14 protein-coding genes are annotated in these 17,638 nt (G+C 69.0%); 5 read left to right on the top strand and 9 right to left on the bottom strand.

From position 1 onward, the window contains the following. Positions 1-8: 8 nt before the first annotated feature. Genes ACIQF0_RS13520 through ACIQF0_RS13510 form a run of 3 tightly spaced genes read left to right on the top strand, consistent with a single transcriptional unit; the run spans position 9 to position 3,675 of the window. Positions 9-566 (top strand): (2Fe-2S)-binding protein, encoded by a 558-nt coding sequence (locus ACIQF0_RS13520; protein WP_401028799.1) that lies wholly within the window; start codon positions 9-11, stop codon positions 564-566. Continuing rightward, on the top strand, positions 566-1,540 hold the full coding sequence (locus ACIQF0_RS13515) for an FAD binding domain-containing protein (RefSeq protein WP_401028796.1): 975 nt from the start codon (positions 566-568) through the stop codon (positions 1,538-1,540). The genes ACIQF0_RS13520 and ACIQF0_RS13515 overlap by 1 nt, the downstream gene beginning before the upstream one ends. Further along, positions 1,537-3,675, top strand: coding sequence for a xanthine dehydrogenase family protein molybdopterin-binding subunit (locus tag ACIQF0_RS13510; protein ID WP_401028793.1), 2,139 nt, complete (start codon positions 1,537-1,539; stop codon positions 3,673-3,675). The genes ACIQF0_RS13515 and ACIQF0_RS13510 overlap by 4 nt, the downstream gene beginning before the upstream one ends. 11 nt (positions 3,676-3,686) lie before the next feature. Here ACIQF0_RS13510 and ACIQF0_RS13505 read toward each other — a convergent pair whose 3' ends face one another. The 5 genes from ACIQF0_RS13505 to ACIQF0_RS13485 are packed head-to-tail and all read right to left on the bottom strand — an operon-like array spanning position 3,687 to position 9,436. Then, on the bottom strand, positions 3,687-5,054 hold the full coding sequence (locus ACIQF0_RS13505; RefSeq protein ID WP_401028790.1) for a cellulose binding domain-containing protein: 1,368 nt from the start codon (positions 5,052-5,054) through the stop codon (positions 3,687-3,689). Next, positions 5,039-6,442, bottom strand: coding sequence for a beta-N-acetylhexosaminidase (locus ACIQF0_RS13500; protein WP_401028787.1), 1,404 nt, complete (start codon positions 6,440-6,442; stop codon positions 5,039-5,041). Before ACIQF0_RS13500 ends, ACIQF0_RS13505 begins: the two co-directional genes overlap by 16 nt. Then, complete coding sequence (locus ACIQF0_RS13495) at positions 6,439-7,260, bottom strand: carbohydrate ABC transporter permease (protein ID WP_360039357.1); 822 nt, start codon at positions 7,258-7,260, stop codon at positions 6,439-6,441. Before ACIQF0_RS13495 ends, ACIQF0_RS13500 begins: the two co-directional genes overlap by 4 nt. Continuing rightward, a complete protein-coding gene (locus tag ACIQF0_RS13490; protein WP_360039360.1) occupies positions 7,257-8,201 on the bottom strand; it encodes a sugar ABC transporter permease in 945 nt (314 codons plus the stop codon). Before ACIQF0_RS13490 ends, ACIQF0_RS13495 begins: the two co-directional genes overlap by 4 nt. After that, positions 8,198-9,436, bottom strand: a complete 1,239-nt coding sequence (locus ACIQF0_RS13485; RefSeq protein WP_401028782.1) for an extracellular solute-binding protein — start codon at positions 9,434-9,436, stop codon at positions 8,198-8,200. Before ACIQF0_RS13485 ends, ACIQF0_RS13490 begins: the two co-directional genes overlap by 4 nt. A gap of 179 nt (positions 9,437-9,615) precedes the next feature. Between ACIQF0_RS13485 and ACIQF0_RS13480 the strand changes: the two genes are divergently transcribed. Then, positions 9,616-10,377, top strand: a complete 762-nt coding sequence (locus tag ACIQF0_RS13480; protein ID WP_401028779.1) for a GntR family transcriptional regulator — start codon at positions 9,616-9,618, stop codon at positions 10,375-10,377. Positions 10,378-10,520: 143 nt separating this feature from the next. Here the strand turns inward: ACIQF0_RS13480 and ACIQF0_RS13475 are convergent, their stop codons facing one another. The 4 genes from ACIQF0_RS13475 to ACIQF0_RS13460 all read right to left on the bottom strand — a co-directional run bounded on the left by ACIQF0_RS13475 (position 10,521) and on the right by ACIQF0_RS13460 (position 16,635). After that, positions 10,521-12,218 (bottom strand): sodium:proton antiporter, encoded by a 1,698-nt coding sequence (locus tag ACIQF0_RS13475; RefSeq protein WP_360039368.1) that lies wholly within the window; start codon positions 12,216-12,218, stop codon positions 10,521-10,523. 51 nt (positions 12,219-12,269) lie between these two features. After that, positions 12,270-13,883: a purine-cytosine permease family protein gene (locus tag ACIQF0_RS13470; protein WP_401028775.1), complete on the bottom strand. Its 1,614-nt coding sequence runs from the start codon at positions 13,881-13,883 to the stop codon at positions 12,270-12,272. Positions 13,884-13,956: 73 nt separating this feature from the next. Then, a complete protein-coding gene (locus tag ACIQF0_RS13465) occupies positions 13,957-15,927 on the bottom strand; it encodes a WD40 repeat domain-containing serine/threonine protein kinase (protein WP_401028772.1) in 1,971 nt (656 codons plus the stop codon). A 123-nt stretch (positions 15,928-16,050) separates the two neighbouring features. Continuing rightward, positions 16,051-16,635, bottom strand: a complete 585-nt coding sequence (locus ACIQF0_RS13460) for a class I SAM-dependent methyltransferase (RefSeq protein ID WP_401028769.1) — start codon at positions 16,633-16,635, stop codon at positions 16,051-16,053. 70 nt (positions 16,636-16,705) lie between these two features. Between ACIQF0_RS13460 and ACIQF0_RS13455 the strand changes: the two genes are divergently transcribed. Then, a complete protein-coding gene (locus ACIQF0_RS13455; protein WP_401028766.1) occupies positions 16,706-17,626 on the top strand; it encodes an AraC family transcriptional regulator in 921 nt (306 codons plus the stop codon). Positions 17,627-17,638: the final 12 nt, after the last annotated feature.

The following is a 17,638-nucleotide window of genomic DNA, read 5'->3' as shown; positions in this document are numbered from 1 at the left end:
GGGGTCACATGACGACCAGGCGGCAGTTCTTCGGGCAGGCGGCGGCGGTCTCCGCGGGCGTCGCGCTCAGTCCGGCTCTCGAGGCGGTCGCGGCGCCGGACGGCGGAGGAACCGAGGTCTCGTTCCTGGTCAACGGCGAGCGGCGGCGGGTGACCCTCGACCCGCGCGTCACGTTGCTGGACGCGCTGCGGGAGCGGCTCGGGCTGACCGGCACGAAGAAGGGCTGCGACCGCGGCCAGTGCGGTGCCTGCACGGTCCACGTCGACGACCGGCGCGTGCTGTCGTGCCTGACGCTCGCGGTCACCTTGCAGGGCAAGGAGGTCACGACCATCGAAGGGCTCGCGGACGGCGACGAGCTGCATCCGGTGCAGCGGGCGTTCATCGACCACGACGGCTTCCAGTGCGGCTTCTGCACGTCCGGGCAGATCATGTCGGCCGTCAAGGTCGTCGAGGAACGCGAGACGCGGTCCGACGAGCAGATCCGGGAGGCCATGTCCGGCAACCTCTGCCGGTGCGGCGCCTACCCGAACATCCTCCAGGCGATCAAGCAGGCCAGGGAGAGCTGATGCACGCCTTCGACTACTCCGCGCCGTCGACCGTCACCGACGCCCTCAGGCTCGCCAGGCCGGGGTCCGCGTTCCTCGCCGGTGGCACCACGCTGGTCGACCTGATGAAGCTCGACGTCCTGACGCCGGACCAGGTGATCGACGTCAACCGGTTGCCGCTCAGGGGAATCCGGATGCGGGGCGGGCTGCGGATCGGTGCGCTGGAGCGGATGAGCGACGTCGCGAACCACCCGCTGGTCGCGTCGACGCACCCGATGATCTCTCGCGCGTTGCTGCTCAGCGCGTCCGGTCAGCTGCGGAACATGGCCAGCATCGGTGGAAACCTGTTGCAGCGCACGCGTTGTGACTACTTCCGCGACGTGACGTCGGCCTGCAACAAGAGGCGGCCGGGCAGCGGCTGCCCCGCGCTGACCGGGGTCAACCGCGGTCACGCGATCCTCGGCACCAGCGACTCGTGCGTCGCCACCCACGCCAGCGACGTCGCGGTGGCGTTCGTCGCGATGGAGGCGCAGGTCGTGCTGCGGAGCAGGGACGGCGAGCGAACGGTGCCGCTGGAGGACTTCTACCTGCTGCCGGGGAGCACACCGGACCGGGAGAACGTGCTCGCGCCCGGTGAGCTGATCGCCGAGGTGGTCGTGCCGACGCTCTCGTGGGCCCGGCACGCCACGTACCTCAAGATCCGCGACCGGCAGTCCTACGAGTTCGCGCTCACGTCCGTCGCGGCGGCGATCGACGTCAAACGCGGTGTCGTCCAGGACGTGCGGCTCGCGGCGGGCGGCGTGGGCACGAAACCGTGGCGGCTCAGGGCCGTCGAGGACGCGCTGAAAGGCTCCGTGGCCGTGGAACGCACGTTCGCCGACGCCGCCGAGTCCGCTGTGGACGGAGCGAGGCCACTGGCGCACAACGCGTTCAAGACCAGCCTGCTCAAACGCACGATCGTCCGCGCCCTGCTCGACGCGGCAGGCGTGCGATGATCGGGCAGCCGGTCGACCGCGTCGACGGCCGCATCAAGGTCACCGGCGCGGCACCCTACGCCGCCGACACGAAGATCCCGGGCGTCGCCCACGGTTACCTGGTCACCAGCACGATCGCCAGGGGCTCGGTCACCGCGATGGACACCGCCGCCGCGCTCAGCGCCCCCGGCGTGCTCGCGGTGTACACGCCGTTCACCCCGCTCAAGCTCTTCGCGTACGTCCAGGAGCAGAACGACGAGCGCTTCCCCCCGTTGCAGGACAAGGAGATCCGGTACTTCGGTCAGCCCGTCGGGTTCGTCGTCGCCGAGTCGTGGGAACAGGCGCGGGACGCGGCGGGCCTGGTCACAGCGACCTACCAGCAGCTCCCCCACGTCACCGAGTTCCCCGGCCGGACCGTGCAGAAGCTCGAGGACGTCGAAGAGGTGCGGAGCGCGGTAGCCGAAGGCCCGGTGACGTTCACGGCCGACTACACGTCACCTGTGCAACACCACTGCGCGATGGAACCGCACGCCACTGTTGCGACGTGGAACGGCGACCACCTCACGGTCTACTCGACCTCCCAAGGCGCCCTGCTCGTGCAGACGCGGCTGTCCGAAACGCTCGGCGTCGACCCGGCGAAGATCCACGTGCTCAGCCCGCACGTCGGCGGCGGCTTCGGCGGCAAGTGGGGCAACTGGGCGCAGGTACCGCTGGCGTGCGCGGCGGCCAGAGCGCTCGGGCGCCCCGTCAAGGCCGTCCTCACCCGCGAGCAGGTGTTCGCGGTGGCCGGGCATCGGCCGCTCACCCGGCAGACGATCACGTTGACGAGCGAGCAGGACGGCACGCTCACGTCGATCACCAACGACAGCGTGTCGAGCCGCGGCCTGGCCGGCACCTTCTCCGAGAGCCCGGCGGGCTGGGTGCAGACCACCTACGCCAGCCCGAACCTCCGCACCACCAAGAAGGTCGTGCCGCTCAACCTCGGCGCCGCCACCGTGATGCGCGCGCCGGCCGAGGCGAACGGGTCGTTCGCCCTGGAGAGCGCGATCGACGAACTGGCCGGGCAGCTGGGCGTCGACCCGCTCGAGATCAGGCTGCGCAACTACGCGTCCGTCGTCCCGAACTCGAAGAAACCCTGGTCCAGCAAGCACCTCGACGAGTGTTACCGGCGAGGCGCCGAGGAGTTCGGCTGGGCACACCGCCCGAAACAGCCGCGCGCGACCCAGGACGGCGACTGGCTCGTCGGCACCGGCGTGGGCACCGCGACCTACGCGGCCTGGCGCGACAAGGCGTCGGTGAAGGTCAGGCTCGCCGCGGACGGCACCGTCACCGTGTCCGGGACGGGCGCGGACCTCGGCACCGGCCAGTACACCGTCTTCGCCGTCCTGGCCGCCGACGCCATGGGCGTCCCGATCGACCGCGTGCGCCCGGAACTGGGCGACTCGTCGTCCCCCGCCGCGGCCAACGCCGGCGGTTCGGTCTCGACGTGCAGCAACGGACCCGCGGTCCAGGACGCCGCCGCGAAAGCACGTGCCGAGCTGATCTCGCTCGCCACGACGAACCCGCGTTCCCCGTTCCACGGCGGGGAAGTCACCTACCGCGACGGCAGCATCTCCGGCGGCGGCCTGACGATGAGCTTCGGCACCCTGCTCACCCACTGCGACGTCGGCGGTGTCGAGGCCGTCGGCACCTCACCGCAGCTCGTGGACCCGGAACACGGCTACCGCTCGTTCGGCGCGCACTTCTGCGAGGTCCGCGTGCACCGGCTCACCGGCGAACCACGCGTGGCCCGCTGGCTGTCGGTGATCGACGCGGGCACGATCGTCAACGCCAAGGCGGCCCGCAGTCAGATCCAGGGCGCCGTGGTGATGGCCATCGGCCAGGCACTGCTGGAGTCCACCGAGATCGACCACGCGACCGGCCGCTTCGCGAACGCCAACCTCGCCTCCTACCTCGTGCCGGTGCACGCGGACGTCCCCAGGATCGACGTCCGGTTCCTCGACCACCCTGACCCGCTGGTCAGCGGCCTGGGTGCGAAGGGGATCGGCGAGCTCGGCATCGTGGGCGCGGCCGGCGCGATCGCGAACGCCGTCCACCACGCCACGGGTGTCCGGGTCCGCGATCTGCCGATCACACTGGAGAAACTGCTGGCCTGATCAGACGCCGATCAGACGTTGTCGACGTGCGCGACGCCCGCGGTGCGGTAGTCCTGCACCGCCGTCTTCACCTGGGCCGGGCTGAGCACCTGGTCCTTGGCGAAGTACACGTAGTCGACCTCCTGCTGGTAGGCCCGCTCGGCGCTGCTGCCCTGCAGGCCTCCCGAGATGAACCACAGGTTGAAGTTGATCGACATCGGCGTCTCCGGGTAGTACTTGTCGCCGTGGTCGGCGACCAGCACGCCGTCGATGTAGTACTTCACGCGGCCGTTCGCCACCTGGAACACGAGGTCGTGCCAGCCGTTGTAGCTGACGCGCTGCTCGTTGTGGATGTTGTCGGCGACCCACGGTTCGTTCTGGTAGGTCTCCCACGTGGTCTCGTACATGACGTTGGCCGGTTCGCCCCAGCCGCCGTTGGGCAGGTACTCGAAGTCGATCTCGCCGTAGTTCGGGGCCATCGGCGCGTCGAGCGGGGTGATGGTGAAGAACGTCTGCACGACGTGGTCACCGTCCGGGCCGAACACGGGCGCGTCGCTGAACTTCACGCGCGAGGCGTAGGTGCCCTCGAAGAACTTGCGCTGGTGGAACATCTCGGTCTGCTTGGCGGCGGAGCCGTTGTTCCACGAGTCCAGGCGCAGGACCTTCTGGCCGTCGACGGTCGGGAACGTCACGCGCGACGCGTCCCACTCGGCGCCGGGGACGCCAGGACCGCCACCGCCCGAGCGGACGGTCCAGCCGCGCTGGCTGATCCGCGAGTCGCTCGAGTTGTTGTACGCGAAGTCGTCGAACATCTTGGGGCCGTTGGGGTTCGGCGGCGTGGAGCTGGTCGTCGTGGTGGTGGGCGGGCTGCCGCCCGGCGGGGTGCCCCACAGCAGCGTGCTGCCGCGGTGGACGGTCACCTTGTTCCACGCCGAGTAGGTGCTCTCGCCGCGGAACGAGTAGTCGTCGGACTGGGCGATCGGGCCCCAGTTGGTGCGGTAGAAGCGGAGTTGCAGGTCGCCGGAGTCGGCGCCGGGGTTCAGCGTGCCGGCGCCGGAGGTGAAGCCGACCTCCAGGTAGCGGTCGGCAGGACCGCCGGTCAGGGTGCCGAACTGGCCGGTGACGTTGCCGCAGCCGCGCACGGCCCACGAGCAGGCGAACCGGTAGCCGACGTCCGGGGTGTCGCTCTTGAAGTAGTAGCGGATCTTCACGTCGGACAGCGGCACGCTCGTGGTGCCCGAGTTGACCAGTTTGAACCACGGTTCGGCCTGGTCGGTCGTCGCACCGGACGCGCTGGTCCGGTACTGGGCGGTGATCGCGTCGGCGGCGAACGCGCTGGGCGCCACGGCCAGTGCTGCCACCGCCAGGGCCGCGCAGGACGCGGCTAGGAGTGCTCGCAACGTTCTCTCCTCATTTCGGCAGGGATGGACAGGGCGGCGAGCCTTGACGAGTGGAGGCGCATCCTGGTGGTGAAGCCCTCCCACTCGGGGCGCTGGGACCAGAGGGTGTCGGCCAGCGCGGCAAGACGGGGAAATGCCAGGTATTCCAGGTGGTCACGGGAGCGGACGTGCTCGGTCCACAGCTGGCACTGCGCGCCGAGCACGCCGTCGGGCAGCGGCACGTGGTAGACGTCCCGTGCCGTCACGACGAACCCGGGCTGGCCGGGTGGTTCGTGCGGCGCGTCCGACTGCGGGTAGTCGAGGTAGGTGGAGGTGTGCGGGGCCATCACGACCGGCTGGCCGCGCTCGAGTGCCTTCGCCGCTTGGGTTTCGTCCTTCCACGGCATGACGACGGACCGCGGGTCGCCGGTCGGTTCCCAGGCGGCCGGCACCCGGCCGCGGTCGAGCAGGTACCTGCTCGCCTGGCGGAGGAACTGGCCGTGCACGTCCTCGGGCAGCAGGCATTCGTCGCCGCCGAGGTGGACGTGCTCGCCGGGGAACACCTCCAGCACCTCGGCCAGGACCTCGCGGACGAAGCCCATGGCGTGCAGGCCGAACGCGGCATCGCTGATGCCCCAACGGGTCCAGACCGGCAGCGGTTCCGGGGCGATGCCGAGGTCGGGGTACGCGGCCAGTGCCGCGCGGGCGTGACCGGGCATCTCGATCTCCGGCATGACCCGGACGCCCCGTTCGGCGGCGAACGCCACGAGGCTTTCCAACTCGGCACGGGTGTAGGTGCCGCCGTGCGGGACGCCGTCACCGTTCGTCTCGGTGCGCCAGCCGCCGACCGAGGTCAGCAACGGGTGGGCGGGCACCGGCATGCGCCAGCCCTGGTCGTCGGTGAGGTGCAGGTGCAGGACGTTGAGCTTGTGCAGGGCCATCAGGTCGATGAACCTGCGCAGCACGGGCACCGGCTGGAAGTGCCTGGAGACGTCGAGCATGAACCCGCGCCACGGCAGTCTGGGCACGTCGCGGATGTCGACACCCGGCAGCGTCCAGTCCACTTCGGACACCCGGGACGGTTTCAAGGCCTCGACGGGCAGCAGCTGACGGATCGTCTGAACTCCGTGCGTCAGTCCTTCCCTGGTGCCCGCGCGCAGCAGGACGCCGTGTTCGTTGACGGTCAGCGCGTAGCCCTCCGCGCCGAGGCCGACGAGCTTGGCGTCCAGCGCGACGACGATCTGGCCGTGGTCCGCGATCGGCAACGGGAGTCCGGTGGCGGGTCTGAGGAGCGAGCGCAGGAGCCTCGCCACGGGCTCGGCGCCCGGGGTGACGCGAACACTCGTGTCACAGTCCAGCGTGAACCCCTTGCCGCGGCGCACGATCCTGGTCGGGAGTGGAACGATCACCCCTTCACCGCCCCTCCGACGATGCCGGTGGTCACCCGGCCCTGCAGCACGACGAAGATCAGCAGCACCGGCAGCATGAACAGCGTCGACGCGGCCATCGTGGCTCCCCAGTCGGTGCCGAAGGTGTTGTTGAACGAGGACAGCCAGACCGGCAGCGTCCGGTCGTCCTGGTCCTTGATGATCAGCACGTTGGCGAAGGCGAACTCGTTCCACGCGGTGATGAACCCGAACAGCGACGTCGCCAGCAGACCTGGTGCGAGCAACGGGAACACGACCTTGCGGAACGCCTGCCCGCGCGTGCAGCCGTCGACCTGCGCCGCCTCTTCCAGGTCGACCGGGATCGCCGCGAGGAACCCGCGCAACGTCACGATGGTGAACGGCAACGTCATCATGAAGTAGACCAGCGTGAGGATCCATAGCGTGTCGAGCATGCCGGTGTCCCTGGCGATCACGTAGATCGGGATGAGCAGCGCCTCCCACGGCGTCATCTGCGCGACGAACACCATCAGCACGAACGCCCGGCGCCCCTTCCACTGCAGTCGCGCGATCGCGAACGCCGCGAGCAGGGCGACCAGCAACGCCAGCACCACGGCCCCGCCGGCCACGAGAAGGCTGTTGCGCCAGAACGAGAAGAACCCCTTCGCGGCGATCGCCGTGCCGAAGTGGTCGAACGTGACCGGGATCGGCAGGAACGTCGGTGTCGCGCTCTGGATGTCCTTGGTGGGCTTGAAGGCCGTGAGCACCATCCAGTACACGGGGAAGACCGAGATCACGAAGACGATCAACGCCGCCGTGGTCCGGGAGATCCGTCCGATCATGCGTCTCGCTCCTGCCGGTAGAGCTGGCGGAAGTACGCCAGCAGCGCGACCACGAGCAACGCCACCATCAGCATCGACACGGCCGCACCGAGGTCGTAGCGCTGCAACGACTGCGCGACCTGGAAGGCGTAAACCGGCAACGTCGTGGTGGCCCGGCCAGGACCGCCCTGGCTGATCACCCAGATCTGCACGAACGCCTTGACGACCCAGATCACCTCCAGGCACGTGATCAGCCCGAACATGGCACGCAGCATGGGGAACGTGATGGTCGAGAACACCCGCCACGCACCGGCGCCGTCGATGCGCGCGGCCTCGTACAGCTCCTGCGGCACGGTGATCATCGCCGCGTACAGCGACAGCGCGGCGAACGGGATCGACTGCCACACGATCAGCGTGATGAGGATGCCGAACGTCGCCTCGCCGTCCGCGAACCAGGTGTAGTCGCGGTACTCCTCGAAGCCCAGCGAGACCAGCGCCCAGTTCACGACGCCGAGCCTGGACTGGAAGAGCCACTGGAACACCGTGGTCGCCGCGATGATCGGCGTCGCCCAGGTGAGCACGAGCCCGCCCATCACCAGCAGCCGGAGCCACTTCCCGAGCCTGACGAGCAGCAACGCGACCAATGTGGACAGAACCATGATGAGCACGACGTTGATCGCGGTGAACCAGAGCGTGCGCTTGACCACGCCCCAGAACTCGGGATCGGACAACACCTTCACGTAGTTCGCCAGTCCGACGAACTTCGCGTCGCCGCGCACGAGCTGCGGCAGCCCGAACTCCTGCAGCGAGATGATCACGTTGCGGACCAGCGGGTACACCAGCAGGTACGCGGTGGTGACCAGGGTCGGCGCGATCAGCAGGTACGGCAGCACCGGGCGTTTGCGGCGCTTCGGGGCGGCCGGTGCGGTCTCCCGCACCGGCCTTTCGGCCAGGAGCGTCATTTGCCCGAGTTGAGCGCTTGGGTGATCACTTCGTCCGCGGACTTGGCGGCCGTCGCGGGATCGGCGCCGGTCAGGACCGCGGTCTGGAACTCCTTGATCGGGTTGCGGGCCTCGACCGCCGCCCAGTTCGGCGAGTTCGGGGTGGCGTGCCCGTTGGCCGCGCCCTGCGCCATCGCCGCCGTGCCGGGATCACCGCCCACCGAGGACGCGAGCGACTTGCGGTTCGGCACGTAGTTCATCGCCTTCGCGAGCTCCACCTGCCACTTCTCGCCGGCGAGCGCCTTCACGACCTCGTACGCGCCGTCCTGCCTGCTCGACGCGAGCGGGACGATGAGGTCGGAGCCGCCGGTGAACACCGCGCCGGGCTTGTCCGCGGTCTTGCCGGGGATCGGGAAGAAACCGATCTTGCCTTCCAGCTCCGGGTTGGCCTTCGTGACGAGCTTCGCCGCACCGGGCACCGCGATGAACTGCGCGACCTTGCCACCCGCGACCACGTCCGTCTGCTGCGGCTTGGCCTCGTCGGAGTCCTTGGGCCCGTCGCCGAGCGCCTGGAGCTTCTTGTAGAAGTCCATGCCCGCCAACGCCTGCGGCGTGTTCAGCGAGCCGCTCCACTTGTCGCCGCTCTGCTTGGCCAGGTCACCGCCCTCGTCCCAGACGAACCCGGACAGCGTGTACCAGTTCTGGCCGGGCAGGTAGATCCCCTGCTGGTCGCCCTGGTCGAGCTTGGCGGTGGCGGTGAGCCATTCCTCGCGGGTCTTCGGCGACGTGACCTGGGCGGCCTCGAACAGGTCCTTGCGGTAGATGACGACCCGGTTGGCCGCGTAGAACGGCACGCCGAACTGCTTGCCGTCCACCGCACCCGGTTCGCTCAGGCCGGGAATCCAGTCGTCGCCCTGAAGTTCGCTCTTCTTGGCGGACAGGTCCGTGACGCCCTTGCTGGCCACGTACTGGGCGACCTGGGTGTTGCCGACCTCGATCACGTCCGGCGGATCAGTGCTGGCCAGGGCACTGGTCACCTTCTGCGTGATGCCGTTCCACTCCTGAATCTGGATCTTCAGGTCGAGGTCGGCGTGATCACGTTCGAACTCGCTCTCGAACTTCGACACGAACTCCTCGGTGGCCGTGTCCTTCATGAGCCACACGGTGATCTCCTGCTTGCCACCGCCGCCGCCCGCGGACGTACCGCAGGCCGACAACGTGAGCGCCAGGACTAACAAGGCAGCGGAGCGCGACACGACTCACCTCTCGCTGGGATGTGACCAATTGGTCAGGTCTGGTCGGGTGAGGTAGAAAGTGGCATAGACCACTTCTCAGGTCAATCCCCTGGTTGGATGCGTGGGAGCGCTCTCGATCTTCAATCGACTGGTTACTTACCAGTGGTATGCCATACTGGCCGCCGACCGAGCGGAGGGGCATGGCCGAAGCAATCCTCAAGCGTGAGCAGGTCCGCGACTACCTGCTCGAACTCATCGAGACCCACCCGGCGGGCGCCCCGATCCCCGCCGAACGCGTGCTGTGCCAGCAGCTCTCGGTCTCCCGCCCCACCGTCCGCTCGGCCGTGGAGGAACTGGTCAACACCGGCCTGCTCGTCCGCCAGCACGGCCGAGGCACCTTCGTCGCGCGCGCCAAGATCACCCAGGAGATGGTCTCCGACACCGGATCCATGTCCCTGCCCCAGGCAGGCGGCACGTGGTCGTCCAGGGTGCTCGAACACGCCCGCATCCCGGCCGGCGCCCGAGTGGGCCGCCGCCTGCACCTCTCCCCCGCCGCCGAGATCCACTACATCGCCCGCCTGCGCCTGGTCGACGGCGAGCCGATGGCGTTGGAGTACCTGCACGTGCCCGCGCTTGTCGCACCCTCGTTGACGTTGCACGACATGGAGTCCGGCGACTTCTACGAACGGCTGCGCGAGCACGGCGTCCACGTTTCCGAGGCCGTGCAGTCGATCGAGCCGACCGTGGTGAACGATTCCGAGGCCGGTCTGCTCGGAGTTCCCGAGCTGGCACCGGCGTTGTTGTTCGAGCGGTTGACGACCGATGCCGAAGGGCGGCAGGTGGAGTACGTGCATTCGATCTACCGGGGGGACCGGTATCGGATCGTGTCCCGGTTGACGCTCGGGGCTTCGCCGCGCAACACGGTGGACGTGGAGGCGAAGGTCGGCAACCTGTTCCAGTGACACCGGCTGGGGCTGCCGCGACGTGAGATCACGTGCAGGGACCTTGTTCGTTCGCGCGGCCGCGCTGGCCGGCATTGCCTTCGTCAAGCCGCGACTGCGCAGGCCGTTGCCCTCGCGGATGCCCGGCGGCGCCGGCCGCCGGGTCACATGAACCGGGTGCTCTGACTGTCCACGAAGGTCTGCGCGCGTTCCAGCGTGTGCGAGGCGTAGGTTCCCCCGGCACGCGCGTCCAGCAGGGCGTTCTGCTGCGCGTCCGTCATCATCCGCTGCAGTTCGAAACGCTGGTGCAGCGACTTGTCCGGGTCCTGCTCCAGGAACTTCTTCTCGATGCCCTCGCTCATGGCGATGGTGCGTTCCAGCGTCTGTTCCAGCAGGTGCTCGTCGAACGGCTCGCCGTTCTCGCGGCACAACGTCGAGCTCTCCAGCAACGTCCGGCTCGCCGTCACCAGTTCGCCCGCCAGCCGGGCGTACTCGCGGCGTTCGTGGTCCTCGTCGTTGCCGCGGATGCCCAGCCACCTGATCACCAGCGGCAGCGAGCCGCCCTGCACGACCAGGGTGAGGATCGCGACGGTGAAGGCGATCAGGATGAGTTCGTTGCGGAACGGCAGGTCCTCCGGCAGGGTCTGGGCGGCCGCCACCGTCACCACGCCGCGCATGCCCGACCAGGCGAGCACCGCGCCGCCCCGCCAGCTCAGGCCCTCGGTGGCGTAGAAGGCCACGTCGGCCTGTTTGCGTTGCAGCATCCGGATTCCGCGGTCGTACCGCTTCTCCTCGCCGGGCTTGGGGCCGCGGGCGACGAACCGGTCGGCGAAGGCCTCGAGCTTGCTGGTGAACGCGTCCGCGCGGCGTTGCTGGCGGCGCAGCAGAGCGATCACCGGGATGGTGAAGGCCACGCGCAGCAGTACCAGCGCCACGGTGGCCAGCACGCCGATCACCAGCGTCCGCGCCAGACCGTCGTCCGCCACGGTGGCGACGACCGACGTGAGTTCGAAGCCCACCAGCAGGAAGACGCCGTTCTCCAGGATCAGCTGGATCGTGCGCCAGTTGGTGCGCTCGGAGATGCGGTCGTGCGCGGTGAAGCGCTTGGCGCTCTGGTGACCGGTGATCAGGCCGGCCACGACCACGGCGATCACGCCGGACGCGTGCACCTCCTCGGCCGGGATGAACGCCAGGAACGGGACGACGTACGAGATCGCGGTCGTGAGCACCGGCTGGCCCTGGATCTTCGACCGCGCCCACACCGACACGATGCCGACCGCGGCGCCGATCACCACGCCCACCGACACGGCGTACGCGAAGTCGCCCACCGCACTGCCGAACGACACGCTGGCCGTGATCGCGACGATCGCGGTGCGCAGCAGCACGAGCGCGGTCGCGTCGTTGACCAGGCCCTCGCCCTCGAGGATCGTGACGAGCCTGGGCGGCAGGCCGAGCTTCTTGCCGATCGACGTGGCGGCGACCGCGTCCGGCGGGCTGATCACGGCGCCGAGCGCGAGCGCGGCCGCGAAGCCGATCTCGGGCAGCAGCCACCAGATCAGCAGGCCGGTTCCGAACGCGGACACGACCACGAGCAGCACCGACAGCGCGCCGATGGTCGCGAAGTTGCGTCTGAAGTCGACCACCGGCACGTTCACCGCCGCCGAGTACAGGATCGGCGGCAGCACGATCACCAGGATCCACTCGGGCTCCACGACCAGGTGCGGCGCTCCGGGCACCTGACTGCACGCCATGCCGACGAGCACGAGCAGCACGGGTGCGGCCACGCCCAGTTTGGGCGCGGCGTACGACACCACCACGATGATCAGCACGGCCGCGACGGCGAGCAAGGCCCATTCCTGCATGACGTGCAGTTTGCTCGATGGGAACGGACCTCGCCCGTGGAGCCACGCCGGTCAGGAAGCAGGAAGCACGTGGCGGCCGTCACGGTCGGTGCTCAGGCACAACGAGCAGATCTCGCCACCGAGAGCACTGGCCGTCATGTCCGGTCGCTCGTACGACTCCGTGCACACCACGCACTCGTACCGCGTCCCGCTCGGGTTGCCGTCCTCGTCGAGCACCGGCTCCGCGATGCCGTCGTCGGTGCGGCGCAGGTAGAACCGGCCGCGCGTGAGCACCGCGAGCAACGGCGTCAGCACGATCGGGATCCCGACCGCCACCAGCGGCGAGTAGGGCTGGATCGCCGGGCCGAACAGTCCGAAGTAGACCGAGATGGAGAAGATCGACGAGGCGAGGAACGACCCGACTCCCACCGGGTTGACCGCGAACAGCATGCCGCGGCGGAACTCCGGCTGCTTGGGCGAGAGCTTGAGCAGGTACTTGTTGATCGCGATGTCCGCCGCGACCGTGACGACCCACGCCATCGCGCAGTTCGAGTAGAAGCTCAGCAGGTTGTTGAGGAAGCTGAACATGTCCGCTTCCATCAGCACCAGCGCGATCACGAGGTTGACCAGCACGAACACCAGTCGCCCCGGGTAGTGCTTCGTGACGCGGGTGAAGGAGTTCGTCCACGCCAGCGACCCCGAGTAGGCGTTGGTGACGTTGATCTTCACCTGGCTCAGCACCACGAGCACCAGCGCCAGCGGCACCACCAGCCACGCCGGCATGAACTGCTTGAACACCCCGGTGAACTGCTCGATCGGCTCCACCGCCGCGACCTTGCCGACCGCGTCGAGCACGTAGACGGCCATGAACGCGCCGATCGCCTGCTTCAGCGCGCCGAACACCACCCAGCCCGGTCCGGCCATGATCATCGACGTCCACCACGCCCGCCGGTTCTCCGCCGTACGAGGCGGCATGAACCGCAGGTAGTCGATCTGCTCGCCGATCTGCCCCATCAACGACAGGCACACGCCCGCGCCGAGCATCACCGCCGCGGTGTTCACGCCGGTGTCCCCGTAGGCGAGCCAGCGGCTGACCGAGTCCGGGTCCGCGATCACCAGGTAGAGCAGCGGCGCCACCATCAGCAGCAACCACAACGGGTTCGTCCAGCTCTGCAGCTTCGCGAGCACCTTCATCCCGTAGATCACCAGCGGGATGATCACGAGTGTCGACGCGAGATACCCCAGCCACAGCGGCAACCCCAGCGCGTACCGCAGGCCCTGCGCCATGATCGAGCCTTCGAGCGCGAAGAAGATGAACGTGAAGCTCGCGAAGATCACGCTCGTGATGACCGAGCCGTAGTAGCCGAACCCGGATCCGCGGGTGATCAGGTCGAGGTCGATGTTGTACCGCGCCGCGTAGTACGCCAGCGGGAACCCCGTCACGAAGATGACGATCGCGGCGAACGCGATGGCCAGCAACGCGTTCCCGGTGCCGTGCGCGAGCCCGATGCCCGCGCCGATCGAGAAGTCCGCCATGTAGGCGATCCCGCCCAGCGCGGACGCCCCGACGACGGCGGGCGTCCAGCGCCGGTACGTCCTGGGTGCGAACCGAAGGGTGTAGTCCTCGAGCGTCTCTTTGGACGCCGCACGAACCGGCGCGGGCTCCACAACCTCGTCAAGGGTCATGGATCTCGACGCTAGGAACCGCGCGTTTCGTTCAGTCGCACCACTTGTGACGAGCGCATCACGCTCCGCGCACTCACAACTTCCAGATCCTGACGGTCTTGTCGTCGCCGCCCGCCGCGATCCGCTTGCCGTCCGGCGAGAACGCCACCGCCTGGATCTGCCCGGCCGCACCGATCACCGTCGCGCGGATCTTCTTCGTCTCCACGTCCCACAGCTGGACGAAGTTGCCCTGCCCCCAGACCGCGATCGTGTCGCCGTCCGGGTGGAACAGCGCGCTCGACACCGTCAGACCGTCGTCCGCGCGCAGGAACACCGCCTTGCTCTGGCCCGACTCGACGTCCCAGAGCTGCATCGCGTTCTTGCCGTCGCCGTCGATGACCGCGAGCGACTTGCCGTCGGGCGAGAACGTGCCTCCGTCACCGGTCGAGTCGTTGATGGTCTTGACCGTCTTGCCGGTGGCCGGGTCGACGATCTTGATCTCCTGGTACTTGGTGCCCGCGTAGGCGAGGAGTTTTCCGTCCGGGCTGAAGGAGAGCTCGCTGCTGCCCTGGGCCTCGGTCAGGCCGATCTTGACCTTGCGCGTCGCGACGTCCCAGACCTGCAGGCGGCCGGTGTGGGTGACGCCGGCGAGGGTCTTGCCGTCCGGGTGGAAGCGCAGGGTCTTCATGATCGAACGGCTCTCGTCGAGGCCGCCGATCATGGTGCGGTCGGCGAGGTTCCACAGGTACGTGGTGAAGTCGCCGGTGCGGTTGCCGCCCGCCGCGAGGATCTTGCCGTCCGGGCTGATCGCGACAGCGGTGGCCGCCGCGCCGCCGGGACCGTCCGGGAGCTGGACGGTGCCGACGACCTTGTTGGTCGTGGTGTCCCAGATCCGGACGGTGTCACCGCCGTCGCCCAGGCCGTCCTGGGCGCTGGCCAGGAACTTGCCGTCCGGGCTCCAGGCGATGGACGCGATCGCGTACGTGTGGTCGGCGAGCTGGACGTGCTCGGTGTACTCCTCCGGGCGTCCCGGCTGGGACTTCGAGGACGTCGTCGACTGCTCGGAGCCGCCCTCCTTGTTGGAGGCCGCCTTGTTGTTGTCCTTGGTGGACGGCAGTTCGGCCGCCTCGCCGTCGTTGTTCCTGGTGCTGAGCCACCACGCGGTGCCGCCGCCGGCCACCGCGAGCGCGCCGGCTCCCGCCAGCAGCAACGTGCGCCGGCTGACGCCCTGCTTGGCCACGACCGGCAGCACGACGGGCGCGCCGGCGAGCATCGCCAGCGCCTGGTCGACCGACGCGCGTTCGGCGGGGTTCTTGCGCAGCAGCCCGCCCAGCAGGGACGCGAGGTGCCCGGCGCGTTGCGGGGGCGGCGGGTCCTGGGTGAGCAGCATCGACAGGGTCGTCATGAAGTCCTGGCCCTGGTACGGCGGCCTGCCCTCCACGGCGGCGTACAGCGTGGCGCCGAGCGACCACATGTCGGTCGCCGGCGTGATCGGCGCGCCGGTGCCCTGCTCGGGCGCCATGTACGCGGGCGTGCCGACGATCGAACCGTCGGTGGTCAGCGGGACGTCGCCGGTGAGCCGCGCGATGCCGAAGTCGGTGATGACGACCCGGTCGCCGGACAGCAACACGTTGGCGGGCTTGAGATCGCGGTGCACGATCCCGGCCTGGTGCGCCACTCGCAACGCGCTCAGCATCGACGTCGCGATGTAGGCGACCTGGTCCGGGGGCAGCGCGCCCTGGGCCTTGACGGCGTCGGAGAGCGAGCCGCCCCGGACGAACTCCATCACGATCATCGGGGTGCCGTTGTACTCGACGACGTCGTGCACGGTGACGATGCCGGGGTGGTTGAGCTGGCCGGCGAGCTGCGCCTCCCGCATCGCGCGCTGGCACAGCAACGCCCGCTGCTGGGGGTCGAGCCCGACCGGCAGCAGCAGTTCCTTGATGGCCACCTCACGGCCGATGACCTCGTCCCGGCCGAGCCACACCCGGCCCATGCCGCCGACGCCGATCACCTGAACGAGCCGGTAGCGCTGCGCCACCAGACTTCCCGTCGCATCTGTCACGGCGGGCAGCTTAGATGGGAGATCGCGCTCCCACGACGGTAACCGGCAAGTTCGTGAACAATCGGAACTGTTGGCAGCAAAGAAACATCATGCGCGTTCAATCGGTCGACAATGGACCTGTCCCTAGTGGACTCTCGCGACCTCGATTCCGATCTCCCCGAACATCCGCAACTTCCGCGTCCTGGTCGGTTCCGCGGTGAACCCGGCGTCGGCGATCCCCTTCGCCGCGTGGCCGTGGTGCGCGATGTCGGCGAGCACGAGCAGGCCGCCCGGCCGCAGCACCCGACGCACCTCGGCGAGCATCTCGCCCTTCGAGGGCTCGTCGAGGTGGTGCAGCATCAGGCTGGAGAAGACGACGTCGAACGAGGCGTCGGGGAACGCCAGCTCCTGCGCGAACCCCCGGTCCAGCTTCGCCGTCAGCCCGGCCCGCCGCAGCTTGCGCTCCGCCCGCGCCAGCATCTTCAGATCGGGGTCCACACCGACGAGTTCGACGTCGCGATGACGTTTTCCAGTGGAGCGCAACAGGTTCCCGGTGCCGCAGCCGACGTCGAGCACGCGTTGCCCGGCGCTCAGACCGGCCGCCTCGACCATCTCCTGATGGATCGCGTGCAGCCCGGACACCCGGTGCAGAACGTCGTAGAACGGCAGCAGGTAGTGCTTGCCCATGCCAGGCAGGTAGTCCCGCTCCTGGGACGATGTTTCGGCCATGACCTCATTCTGATCGCTGCCCGAACAGGATTTCTGTGCCGATCCACGGTTTGAGTGGGACGATTTGACGGTGCGCGCGATTCGAACACCGATGAAGGGCGACGGGCCCGCGAAGTACTCCTGGCAGCCCGCTCCCGGCGATCTCCCGGTCATGACCGTGCGGCTCGGGCACGGCGCGGACTTCGACGGCTCGCACGAGGCCCACTCCCACGACTTCCCCGGCCTGGCTTACTTCGAGACGGCCGGTGGCGTGGTGCGGCACGGCCGTCAGATCAGGCAGGTCGAGGCGGGCGACCTGTTCGTCATCGCGCCCGGCGACGTGATGAGCCAGGCCCGCAGCGACGACCTCCTCGGCGCACGGGGCTGGGGCGTCTTCTTCACCGCCGACGCGCTCGGCCCGGACACCCCCGGCGCGCACCTCGCGTGGCGCACGCACCCGCTGCTGTTCCCGTTCGTCCACGGCGGCGCGACGGGTGCGTTGCGACTCAAGGTCCCCGTCGAGCACCGCACGGAATGGACTGCCCGCGTGGAGGCACTGCACGCGGAACTCGTGCAACGCCCCGACGGCTACCGGGAAGCCGTGTCAGCACATCTGACGCTGCTGCTGGTCGGGGTGTCGAGGCTGGCCGCGGACGTCGTCGGCGATCTGCGCGAGAACGCCGAACCGCTGCTGGCCGAGGTGTTCGAGGTGATCGAGCGCCGCTACCCGGAACCGCTGTCGCTGCGCGAGGTCGCCGCCGCGGTCAGCATCTCCCCCGGCCACCTGACCTCGACCGTGCGCAGGCGGACCGGCCGCACGGTGCAGGAGTGGATCACCGAGCGCCGGATGGTCCAGGCACGGCGCCTGCTGGCCGGGACGGACCTGCCGGTCGGCGACATCGGGCGGCAGGTGGGCATCCCGGACGCCGGGTACTTCGCGCGGACGTTCGGCAAGGTGCACGGGATGAGCCCGACGCGTTGGCGGCGGTTCAACCACCTGAACACCCGCTGAACTCCTGTGGAC

The sequence above is a fragment of the Lentzea sp. NPDC092896 genome (genome assembly GCF_044754905.1).
Classification (GTDB): Bacteria; Actinomycetota; Actinomycetes; order Mycobacteriales; family Pseudonocardiaceae; genus Lentzea.
Note: the sequence above shows the minus strand (reverse complement) of the source record. Positions and strands in the feature narration are given on the sequence as shown.